This is a genomic window from Celerinatantimonas sediminis (genome assembly GCF_046054195.1).
Classification (GTDB): Bacteria; Pseudomonadota; Gammaproteobacteria; order Enterobacterales; family Celerinatantimonadaceae; genus Celerinatantimonas.
This window is the reverse complement of the sequence record NZ_JBEQCS010000015.1, coordinates 19,054-31,237: the sequence shown is the minus strand read 5'-3', so window position 1 is coordinate 31,237 and position 12,184 is coordinate 19,054. Positions and strand designations below refer to the sequence as shown.

Annotated in this window: 8 protein-coding genes and 1 pseudogene; 3 read left to right on the top strand and 6 right to left on the bottom strand. The window is 41.4% G+C overall.

Going from position 1 to position 12,184, the window contains the following annotated elements:
* The first annotated feature begins 14 nt into the window (after positions 1-14).
* From ABTQ23_RS15585 to ABTQ23_RS15575, 3 genes are all read left to right on the top strand, one after another.
* The gene (locus ABTQ23_RS15585; RefSeq protein WP_408616673.1) at positions 15-665 is read left to right on the top strand and encodes an amino acid ABC transporter permease; all 651 of its coding nucleotides are present in this window, start codon (positions 15-17) and stop codon (positions 663-665) included.
* Between the two features lie 2 nt (positions 666-667).
* The gene (locus ABTQ23_RS15580) at positions 668-1,399 is read left to right on the top strand and encodes an amino acid ABC transporter ATP-binding protein (RefSeq protein WP_408616672.1); all 732 of its coding nucleotides are present in this window, start codon (positions 668-670) and stop codon (positions 1,397-1,399) included.
* A gap of 177 nt (positions 1,400-1,576) precedes the next feature.
* Complete coding sequence (locus ABTQ23_RS15575) at positions 1,577-2,332, top strand: CHAD domain-containing protein (protein ID WP_408616671.1); 756 nt, start codon at positions 1,577-1,579, stop codon at positions 2,330-2,332.
* A gap of 294 nt (positions 2,333-2,626) precedes the next feature.
* On the opposite strand, the gene ABTQ23_RS15570 is transcribed toward ABTQ23_RS15575, so the two are convergent.
* The 6 genes and pseudogenes from ABTQ23_RS15570 to ABTQ23_RS15545 all read right to left on the bottom strand — a co-directional run bounded on the left by ABTQ23_RS15570 (position 2,627) and on the right by ABTQ23_RS15545 (position 12,023).
* Entirely contained in the window at positions 2,627-3,592 is a 966-nt protein-coding gene (locus ABTQ23_RS15570; protein WP_408616670.1) for an AsnC family transcriptional regulator, read from the bottom strand.
* Complete coding sequence (locus tag ABTQ23_RS15565; RefSeq protein ID WP_408616669.1) at positions 3,593-4,759, bottom strand: MFS transporter; 1,167 nt, start codon at positions 4,757-4,759, stop codon at positions 3,593-3,595. It lies immediately after the preceding gene.
* On the bottom strand, positions 4,756-6,657 hold the full coding sequence (locus tag ABTQ23_RS15560; protein ID WP_408616668.1) for a hydantoinase B/oxoprolinase family protein: 1,902 nt from the start codon (positions 6,655-6,657) through the stop codon (positions 4,756-4,758). The genes ABTQ23_RS15565 and ABTQ23_RS15560 overlap by 4 nt, the downstream gene beginning before the upstream one ends.
* Before the next feature lie 8 nt (positions 6,658-6,665).
* Complete coding sequence (locus tag ABTQ23_RS15555; RefSeq protein ID WP_408616667.1) at positions 6,666-8,771, bottom strand: hydantoinase/oxoprolinase family protein; 2,106 nt, start codon at positions 8,769-8,771, stop codon at positions 6,666-6,668.
* 53 nt (positions 8,772-8,824) lie between these two features.
* A complete protein-coding gene (locus ABTQ23_RS15550; protein ID WP_408616666.1) occupies positions 8,825-10,210 on the bottom strand; it encodes a purine-cytosine permease family protein in 1,386 nt (461 codons plus the stop codon).
* Between the two features lie 815 nt (positions 10,211-11,025).
* Positions 11,026-12,023, bottom strand: a pseudogene (locus tag ABTQ23_RS15545) (oxidoreductase).
* Between the last annotated feature and the right edge of the window lie 161 nt (positions 12,024-12,184).

The window sequence follows — 12,184 nt, the reverse complement described above, 5'->3', positions numbered from 1 at the left end:
AATAGGAGATCATTATGGGTGATTTTACTCTTTGGGACATCATTAGAAACTTGCTGCTGGCGCTGCGCTGGACCATTGGTTTATCAATCATCGCGTTTGTTGGTGGCGGTTTGGTTGGCGGTACATTGATGATTTTACGCCTGGCTAAAATTCCAGGAGCTTCACGATTTGTCCGCATCTACATCCACCTATTTCAAGGCACACCGCTGCTCATGCAGCTGTTTTTGTGCTATTTCGGCTTGGCTTTATTCGGAATTGAGACAACGCCGATTATGGCGGCATCCATTTGCCTTACGTTGTATGCCAGCGCCTTTTTAACCGAAATTTGGTATGGCGCGGTTAAATCAGTCTCGATTAATCAGTGGGAAGCTGGAGCAAGCTTGGCACTATCTTTTTACCAACAGCTACGCCACGTCATTTTGCCGCAGGCATTAAGAATATCCATTGCGCCGACCGTGGGCTTTATGGTTCAGGCCATAAAATCTACCGCATTGGCCTCTGTCACCGGGTTTGTTGAACTAACTCGCTCAGGCCAAATCATTTCAAACGTCACGTTTAATCCATTTCTTGTGTATGGATGCGTTGCCCTGCTTTATTTCATGATCTGTTTTCCGTTATCGCTCTTTAGCCAACGTCTAGAAAACCGTCTGAAAAGGAGTTTATAAACATGTCAGATTTAGAATTAGTGAATATATCCCGCCTCCACAAACGATTTGGAGACAATGAAGTCCTTAAAGGGATTGACCTTAGCATTGAGCGGCAAAATGTTGTAAGTATTATCGGCAAAAGTGGTTCGGGCAAAAGTACCCTACTTCGCTGCATTAACGGCTTAGAATCATTTGATGAGGGAAGCATCAAAATTGGCTCTCTTGCAGTTTTAACCGATGACAACCAAGCTTTGCGGGACTTACGGCAAAACGTCGGGATGATATTTCAAAGCTTTAATTTATTTCCTCATCTGAGCGTTGGCAAAAACATTATGTTAGCCCCAACCTTAGTCAAAAAAACGACCACTGCAGAGGCTGAAAAAACCGCTAAGGAGCTGCTTGCAAGAGTGGGTTTATCCGATAAATTCGATTGTTGGCCAGATGAGCTTTCCGGTGGCCAGCAGCAACGTGTTGCGATTGCTCGCTCTTTGGCGATGAATCCAGAAGTACTCTTATGCGATGAAATTACATCAGCCCTTGATCCGGAATTAGTCGGTGAAGTTTTACAAGTGATTGAATCACTAGCCAAAGATGGAATGACGATTATTATGGTGACGCATGAGATGAACTTTGCCAAAAAAGTCAGCGATAAAATTGTCTTTATGCACCAAGGACGAGTGCACGAAATGGGCAATCCAGATGAACTATTTACCAGCCCCAAAACAGCCGAACTCGCGCAATTTTTAAATTAATCGGTGCCCTTCTATGCTTTGTCATTGCTATCCAATGGGCAGCTTTGCTGCCCTTATCTGACACAACACAATAAATCGTGAACTGAAGTTCAGATTTGAGTGATAACCACCTTTACACTACAAAAATAGCTATTTAAAACGGCACGAATAAATAAAGCTTAATAGTAGATAAAGGCAATGGCGCATCTCAGTTTCAATTCATATATTTTGTCATTACTCGATGGTATCGCAGCAAGCTATCACCAGTTGCGAGTGTTGATTCGCCGCATCAAGCCCTGTTTGAAGCTCCTTATTAAAGAGCAAAGTCGCTCAAATAAACGCCAACTATTGTGCCAATCATCGGATGTTTTAATCACTTTATTTAAAACGCTTTCACAAATTCGCGATTTGCAGGTACAGGCAGAGCTATTTCACTCACAACAAATCCAAGCCGATGAACACAAAATTGCACTTAATCATTACATCGAACAGCTTGAGACGGACATTAAACATCACCAGCATCAGTTAATCCCCATAGTTCAATCGCTGGATGTTCTTAGCGCTATAACGCTGATAAAAAGCGATTGTAAGAAAAACAGCCAACAGAAAAAAATTCAAGCACAAGCCAACGTTCAACGAAAAAAATCTCAAGATAGCTATAAGCGCTCATTAACGAAACTGGCCGAACAACCGGAAACCTTTCATAAAGTTCGCATCAAACTTAAAAATTACCGCTATGCACTTGAGCTTTATGGACAAATCGCTAAAAAAAGAAAAGCTAAACGAATTCAGCAATTAAAAGAGATGCAGGAGAAACTGGGCGATGCAAGCGATCTTTATAACGCAGTGAGATTGATGCAGCACTACCAGCTTGGAGAAAAGACCATCAACGACATTCGAGCCCGCTACTTACAAGCTCGCAACCACGCCATTGAACAGCTCTTGGCACAATAAAGCTAGGGACTAAAAACAGGCCAAATAACATTCTTAGGAGATCTATATAAAGCTTTTAGCCCCTTTCTTAGCACTTCTGATTAAATCTCGATAACCGATTTAAGGCATAGATATAAAAAACAACAAACTGAAGACAAAATATCAATAAATAAGACTATAGTTGAATCGAACACTGTTAACACCTTAATATAATCCAAATATTAAGGTGTTAAATAACCAATCAAGGTTACAGCATATCTAAAGATACCGCGTCTTTGAGTATCGCCAATAAACTACAGAATACGACTACATCAACTAAAATTGAAAAGAAGCTGGCAACTTATCAACCGAAACTTGTAACATCAATTCGCAATCGGTTATGCCTGATTCAGGCATTCGAAGTTGTTGACACAGCATTGCCAATTCCTCTTTTGATTTAGTTCGCACTTCACCAACAAATTGCCGAGAACCACAGCTAGCAGAAAAAATAGTGACTTGTTCATTTTCTAGTAAGAACTCTTGTGCTCGTGAATCGCCATTAACTAATAAAATAGCCAGATAACTATGCTCAACTAAAATATCATTGATAATTACCGTAGAACGAACAACGCCAGACTCCAACAACACCGAAGCGCGGCGCCTGACAATTCCGTATGGCCTTTGCAGGCGCTCAGCTAATTCCCTAAACTGGATCCTTGGCTCATTAACTAATTCACGTAACATTGCTCGATCATCATCAGAAAAAGCAACTTGAGCTAAAACCTCAGATGTCGCAGGAGGGGAACCCGTATCTTCACGCCATTTAACGATGCGTAACATTGGCCAATATTCAGTATTTAAAACGCCAGGGGCACTTCGTAAGTGTTTGTGAATAAAATTGTGCATCTGAATATCAGTTTCACCAACTAATTCACCAAAAAATGAAAAGCTACCGACTGTACGAGTAAGATGAATAATTTCTTTTTGAGCCTGAGCCCAAGTTGAAAAGATATCTGGGTCTCCCTGAACAACGACACCGAAAGAAAAGCGGACTGATTGACCAAAAAGAGCTGGGTCAACCAGTGTTACCAAGCGAATACAGTGATCTTTAATTAATCGATCTAAACGCATCCGCACCGCATCAGAAGAAAGGGAAATAACACTACCTAATTCAGCGTATGACAATCGAGCATTGCCCTGCAATAAATGGATCAGTTGCTGATCTTTTTCATCTAAAATAGCTAACTTTGTGCTGGATAATGACTCATCTGACATAGTACTAAATGGCTGGTTATTCTTCATCTAACACATACTCTCCTTATGAACAGCGGTCAAAACCGCGGCTATTATTGTCAAAAAGACTACACAACTAGCAATGACAATAATGGCGCCTATCGTACCAAGTAAGCCAAATAAAGGCCAGGAAGCGGCAATCGACCCACCACTAGCTCCATATCCAACCGTATTTAAAATTGCATACGCTCGGCGTAATTGATGAAGTTTAGTAATACGTCGTATTAGAGTTAATCCCACAAGTTGTCCCAGGCCTTGAGATGCGCCACTAAAAATAGCCGAAACAAACAGTGCCATTGCTGAATTTTGCATGGTGCCTATCACTAAAATAATCGCCCCAGTACCACCAATAAATAGAGCCACCTTACTTTGGGTAAGAGGAGAAAACTTTGCTAACAACATTTGAGCAACGAAAGCAGAACCAAAGACAAGAAACACCAATACTCCTGCTAAGAACGCACTATTGACAGCTAATGTTTGCTGCAAATAAGCAGAGCCGATGGACATATAGATACCACTTGTAATGTAACAAGATGCAAAAATTATCGTAACAGCGATAAATAATGTCTTGGGATGTGGCAATGGATTGTGTTCATCAATCATCGGGGTTACATCCGCATTAAGATGAAAACTAGCCGCAGCCTTTAGTGGTTTATTTATCAATAATAAGATTGCGCCAATCAATAACAATATCGCTTCAAACATAAACACTGTTTGGGTCGGAGATGGAAGATAGTCCGCAAACAAGCCCCCTAACAAAGGACCAAAAGCTAAACCTATCGAAATGGCTAATGAGCTCACTAACGATGGCTTGGGATGCCCTTTATTCTCTAAAATTGCGGTGACAGCAGCAGGTCCACTAGAAACAAAGATCCCAGCAGCAATGCCACTGAACAAACGCCCCAACATAAGTTGTTCTGGCGAATGAGCAGAAGCAAATATAAGCGCAGCCATCAAGCTGAGTGTAGTGCCGCCAATGAGGGATACTCTCCAACCAATTTTGTCAATAAATCGCCCAAGTCCTAATAGGCCAATTAATACTCCACCTTGGTATAAGGAAAACAGCAACGTTATTGTTGCTGTTGAATAACCAAGATCGCTTTGCCACAGTGGATATATAGGGGATGGCATATTCGATAACAAAAATACACCAAGCATAATAAGAGCCGCGATCACAATAGCTCCCCTTTAGGACAATACCAACTTGGCGCCAACCAATTTTGCCGACCACCATCAAATGTTTCATTAGTGACGTTAGTTGTCTGTAATTGCTGACGGCGTACCTCTGTAGCAGGCAAGTCAATCGATAAGGTTTCCCAACGTTTAGGGTCGCCACTAATCACAACGCCATACGCATGAAATGCTCGCTCTACAGAAATATACTCATCAATAACATCTTCAAGAACAGCCTGCGGGTCGCGAGTTAAAGGTGAACCATAACCACCAGCCCCAGATCCTAAAGAAACAATTGTATCTCGCTTAGATAAGTGAACTTGTGCAACAACATCTTCAACTTGGTGAGCCTGACCATCCGCTTTGATTACCCAAGCTTGGGGTCCTTGAGCTATTCCCCCGCCTCGGATCCCTTTAGGACGATTCTGAACACCTTCTAAATAATAATGTGATGCAGCTGAACTAAGCAGTGGCCCATAGGACGAAATGGTTCCTGGTGCACCACGATGACATCCAGCACCCTCAGAGTCTGTTCTCACTGATGCATGTTGCCAAATCACCAACGGATATCGTTGCTCCACAATCTCCGAAGCATCAATTCGAGGAATCCCTGCGCCCATAATCGTTGCAAACGCTAACCACCCATCTGAGTCCGCTGTACCAGGTCCCCCAGAAGAGCCAGAAAAAATCTGCAAAATATACTCGTCATTATCCCGTCGAGGATCATGTCCAGAAACAACTCCCTCATGCGGAGGACAACCTAATGGAGGCTCGGCCGCTCCAATACCTTGCGCCATCGAAGTTAATCCAGCGAGAACCATACCACTAACTCTATCGGTAATTGTTCGTGTCGCAGCAGAACAAGATGCGGGATGTTTAGGGATCCCAACAACACACCCTTCACGAAGCATAACTTGAATCCGACGATAGCTTCCTGAAGTGTTCGGCACCAAAGATTTACTGGCATTTTTATCAGTATTTAGAGCCATCAGAACGGAGATAATCGCGCTGTTAATCGCTGTTGCTTCTGTTAGGTTGAATCCAGTAGGTGTACAATCAGGATTATCCCGCAGATCAATCGATACCGTTCCTTCTTTAGGTTTCACATCAATAGTTGCTTTTAAATCAATTCCGTCAGGCAAACCAGGAAAAGCATCCATATGAGTTTGTACCTGAATACATCCTTCAGGTAACTTCGCTATCCCTGCAGCTGCCATTCGTTCGCCATAATCTAACCATTGATTAACGAATTCTTGTAACTGCGAGATACTGGCAAAACTTGCACAAAACTCTTTTAAGCGCTTCTCCGCCAAACGCAGTGCCCCAAGAGAAGCCAAATAATCCCCATACCAAGTATCAAAAGCTCGAATCCGCAACCTAGCCATTCCAATAATGTCTTCAACATCTTGGAAGTCCGATTGCACTTTAACGCATGGGAAAATCAGAGCCCCTTCTTCATATACATCTCTTGCTTTGGGCATGTAGGTTGTTGGTAATGCATTACCTGCATCGACCTGATGAGCTTTAGCGATAACCGTAAAAACATGTTGCCCTTGGTAAAATACAGGCACCATCAGCGTATGGTCTGCGGCATGCGTATTTCCATCATAGGGATCATTATGTAAAAAGGCATCGCCTTCGCGAAAATCAGGATGCCGGCGCATCATACTTGCCGTTGTCAACGACGAACCATAAACGTGCACGGGGATCCCATCAGGAGCCGATAACAATTCATTATTGTGACTGGTAATAGAACACGAAAAATCACGAGCAGCCATGGTAGTAGAGCGAGCTGTGCGGATCATTGTGTTGGTCATTTCCCGAGTGATGCTATCGAGTCGATTCGCCATAATACTCAAAGTTACGGGATCGATAGTTTCATTATTCACATTAGTCATCATCGTCATCCTTATAAAGATTCTATTGAAATCAAATAGTGAGTGGCCCGAGTGTATGCAGCTGAGCCAGGGGGAAGAACAATGGTAGTGGTGGGTTCTTCAATAACAGCAGGACCAGAAATAGTGATATCAGAGGGTAATTTTTCAACACGATAAACACTGCCTTCTACAGGTATGGCATCAAAGAACATCTGACGATGTTCGGGTTCTATCAATGAGTTGCTGGCAACGGTTAACGGCATTGCCAAAGAAGGTTTACGACGGATAACTCGCCCTTCAGCGCGCCAGCTAACAATTTCTATCGGGGCTCCAGGCTGATTCACAGAAAAGTACTTCAAGTGCGCTTCGTCAAACGCATCGTGCAATCGGCTGATTGCATCAGCTGTTGAAAAATCAATCAAGTCACCTAAATCAACATCAATTTCAAAGAGCTGTTGCTCATAACGGGCTTCGATAATTAATTTTCGCCGACGCTCTCCATCGTTATCGACTTCAGCAAAAAATGAAGAAAGTTTATCAAACAGCTCAGCCACAACCTGATTTGCTTTTGCTATATCAAATTTAGTTGTACTCATGTACTGACCGGACGAAACAGTTGCACTAATATCTGTACATTGACCACCAACGGCGCTCAGTCCTGATGCTAATCGAGGGATTATGACATGAGAAATCCCCAAGTCTTTAGCGATTCGAACAATATTCATTCCTGCTGCACCACCACCTGCGACCATGACACAATCTCGCGGATCGATTCCCTGACTAATAGTCATATCAGTGGTAAATCCGCGCATATCTTCAGAGGTAATCCGTAATACGGCTTCGGCACTTTGTTCAATACTGATCCCAAGAGGTTTGGCTAAATGATTTTGAAATGCTTCTCTTGCCGCATCGAGATCTAACGTCATTCGTCCACCTAAAAAATTATGTGGATCTAAATAACCTAAGACTAATGCTGCATCTGTGACCGTAGGATGAATACCTCCGCGACCATAACAAGCGGGGCCAGGTGTTGCGCCTGCACTAATGGGGCCTACCCGCACTAATCCCCCTTCATCGATATAGGCGATTGAACCGCCACCAGCTCCCAATGAGCGAGTATCAACCGCGGGCAAGCCCGTCATATGTCCTTGAAATTCAGCTCCCAACCACTTTTCTCGGCTATAGGCTATTTGACCGTTCTCCGTTAGGCTCACGTCATAAGAAGTACCGCCAGTATCAACAACAATGATATTTTTATCTTTAGATTTGGATTCTAGCTGTCCATAATGAGCTCCTGCAACAGGAGCTAAAGCGGGTCCTGAATCAATTGTTTGAATCGGCCGCTCGGCCATTTGTTCCAAGCCCATGACACCACCGCTGACATGAGTAACCATCATGGGTTCCCCTGCAAACCCCATTTCTCTGAATCGACGTTCTAGAGAATGTAAATGTTCACGCATTAACGGCTTAATTGACGCATCAATTGCTGTAGAAGAAGCCCGGCGATATTCACGAACAACATTATTTACTTGATGACTAAGTGAGTAGGAAATACCTGGAAGCTCTTGCTCAATAAGCTGCGCTATTTTTAATTCATGTTCAGGATTAACAACAGAAAAGACTAAGCAAACAGCGATTGCCTCGACATCTAATTCTCTAATACGTTCTAATACTTGACGAACCGAGTGCTCATCCAGCTCAACAGCAACATTCCCGTCTGATAAAATTCGCTCAGTCACTTCAAATGACAATCGCCGAGGAATATAAGGGGCTGGATATGGCGTTGATAAATTATAGGGGTCGGCCTTACCACCTTCTCGATATAACAACACATCACGAAATCCACGGGTTGTAATTAACGCTGTTTTTGCAACTTTCCCTTCTAAGACTGCATTCGTCGAGCGAGTTGTTGAATATACAAATCCTTGAGTCTTGGTAAGTAACTCCCGTAAAGTCATGCCATTTTCGTTAGCAGCAAGTTCAATTGAAGCTGCAATACCTTCAAATAAATCATGAGGAGTTGATGACGATTTATATAAACCTATGATTCTACTTTTGTCTGCCAAAATTAAATCAGTGAATGTCCCTCCAGTATCGACAGATAATGTAAAAGGAGGTGTAAGTATTGCTGAATTCATAATATTCCTTACTATGTAATGAGATTCTCGTTATAAAAAGTAACGAGCAAAATCTATTTGGAAGTTAATTCAAGATGTTGGATTCGAGAAGCAAAGCGACCTTTCGTCACTATTGCCATAAGAGGAGTTACAACAACTGTTGCCGCAAAAGCGACAAAAGGAGCGATAGTGGTACCAAATGGACCAGCTATACCAAAAGACAATGGCAAGGCACTCACCAAAGCGATGATTAAAGCTGTAAAACCAACTGGATTGACGCTGCAAAGTTGATGCTGATCATAATAATAATGTTCTGAGCTTAATTTTAATAAATAGCGATTAATTAAAATATCAGCAAAAACAGTTCCTACCCAAGCAATTAAAACGATTCCCCAGATCCCTAAAACAACAGTAGCTTTACTATATAAATCAGCTGTTAGAATAAGGACACAAAGAATACAAGAGATAACAACCCACCAAAGTCGAGCCAATTTGAGATGCAATAAACGATTAGCAACGGTGGCTAGACTAACTGCTGCCGAATACACGTTATTGGTATTAATTCGAGCTTGGGTTAGCACAACAACTAACACTCCTAATGCCCCAAAGGACTGTGTGAAATAGACGGCGGGATCTGATTCTTTAAATGAGGCGCCAAGCCAAGCACCAAATAGCAAAGGGACTAAGAAAGTAAACAGAGTAAACACAGGCCCCAACATAACCCCTCCGATTTTTGCATGACGAGAAGGAATGAATCGACCAAAATCACTGGCAGTTGCGCCGATACCTGATATTCCAAACATTGCCACCATCACTTGTAATATTGGAGATCCGGCTAGCAAATTAGCTTGAGAAGAAACACCAATTGACCAAAAGTGTAAGTTTGTATCAATACTGGCTGCCTGATGAGCAATTAAAATAAAAAACAGAAATAATACAGGTAATGATAGCCACATGATACGACTAACTAATTTCACACCAAAACAAGTTAGCGGAATAAATAATAATCCACATATAATCTGTAAAAGGAGAATTGGAATAGCAGGGAAATATGTATGCACGGCATTAATCATAATGCCACCTTCCATTCCAAAATAAAGCAGATTATTAAGCGCAAAAATTAAAGCTGTGACAGTTGATCCCAAATAGCCAAAGCCACTTGCTCGAGTTATTAAATCTGAATTAAATCCGGACTTAGAAGCAAAGTTTACCCAAATAAAGCTTATCAAGCCGACTATGGCAGCTGTTACTGTAGCACCTATTAAAAAATTTATAGTACCAAATGAGTGGACTAATTGTGCTCCGAGCGAAAACCATATTAAAGCTGTAGACACACCTAGCATGACATTAAATATAGATAAAGCACTCACACTCTTATCTGATTCAGGAACAGGTGAGTTTGCATACTCATCAGCACGGTCATCCTCATAAGAGGCTAAGTCTTGATTTTTTTTCATCATGAATCCCTTCTAAAAGATTGGTTTTAGATGTTAAAAACACGAAAAAACTAAACACAATTAAATAAAAACACTATAAAAATTAAATTTCAATGAAAAAAACACCATTATTTTAAATAAATTATGAAAATAAAGCTTCTTTTAAAAACGTTCCATATGGGTGCATTGCTTTAAAATAATGCATTTTAAAGACGATGCTGTGAAATAGTGCAATCACACAACTCTGCATATATGAAGATGCATCAATAACTTATTGTTAATTAGATTAAATTATTTAAATTGCATCAAAATAATACAATGTCTTATTTTTTGGCTTTAAAATGAGTCATAGCCAGTTTGCGACATAACAATGCAACACTGGCTATTTTATGAGCGCTATATAAATAAAAAAATTCATAGCATGGTGGTGGGAAAATTAGAATCAGTCTGAATTTTTAGATTCAGAAGGCGAGCCAAGTGTATTCTGTAACGCAGAATAACAGGAAATTTGAGCTTGGCGGACTAAACGCTAATAGGAAAGAACATCACTTCAAGACTAGGAACACATATTTAATGAGTACCTTCATATCAATGATATCAATTGCCATTTAGCATGATGCACTTGTGGAGAGTCAAAAAGGTATTAGGCCACTGATGTAAATCCACTTTCATCATTCATAAAATGGCTTTACCAAGACTATTCAGAAATCTCGAATACAGATCTTGCGCAATTCCTTTTGAAAAAGAGACAACATGGTGGGTGACTTACATCAATTACGTACTCCCGCCACAAGGCGGGATACCTCACTCTACAGTCAGAAACCTTAAACAAGTCTATATTATTTTGTTTGCATTGTTTGTGGAAAATTAACGCTGATATTTTTTAGCATGATTTCCGGAATATTGCGCTCTAGCCATTGATCAACAGAAATTTTAGTTCGCACGGGTTTATGGGTTTCAATAAGATGTAACCATCGAGGCTCTGTAACTATCGCTCGACCTACAGCAATCAGGTCACAACCGATTTGGCGGGCCTTAATGAGATCATCATTCGATTGCACATTTCCAACACCAATCAAGGGGAGTCTCCCCTGTAATGCTTTTTTCAGTAGGGTAACAACAGGGGTTGTGTCCAATGGGTTGCGACGAGATGTTTGATCATACTGTTGTAAAGAAATATGCAGATAACTTAATTTTCTCTGAGCCAACAGGTCTGCAAATAGGCATCCTTCATCTAAGGTCAAACCATCTGTAATTTCTAGAACTTCTTCCGCCGTTAATCGATAACCGACAATGAAATCAGGACGATTTTCTTCTTTGACTGCTTGTATAACAGCATCGACAACTGCCAGAGGAAAGCGAGCCCTGTTTTCAAATGTACCTCCCCATTGATCGCCTCGTTTGTTCGTCGCTAACGATAGAAATTGCTGGAGTAAATACCCATTCGCACCATGCAGTTCGACACCATCGAATCCCGCTTTAATTGCTCGTTTTGTCGTTTCAGCAAATTTTTCAATTAAAAAATATATTTCTTGTTCTTCTAATGCTCGAAGATGGTACGGTAAGCATAAGTTTCAGCAATAGCTGAAGCACTGACAATATCATCCGATAGCATTTCACTGGTAGAACGACCCGCATGAAAAATCTGCAAAATTGCTTTTGCCCCGCCAGAATGGATCACAGCGGCTAACTCTGACAATTGTGGCAACGAGGCATCGTCACCTGCATAAAATTGACCTTCAAAACCACGACCATTTTTGACAATGTGAGTAGTCGCAGTTATCACCATACCAACATCTTGTACTCGTTCACGGTAATAAGCCAGCTCAGTACCCATTAGCTGGCCATCATCGGGGCCATGACCACGGCATTTCGTAAGTGAACACCATTTGAAAGAGTAAAAGGTTCATGCACATTGTTATTCATTCATATTTTCCTCGAAGAATTCTCATCGATATGCAGAGTACTGCATACAGTAGAATCAGAATAGTGATATTT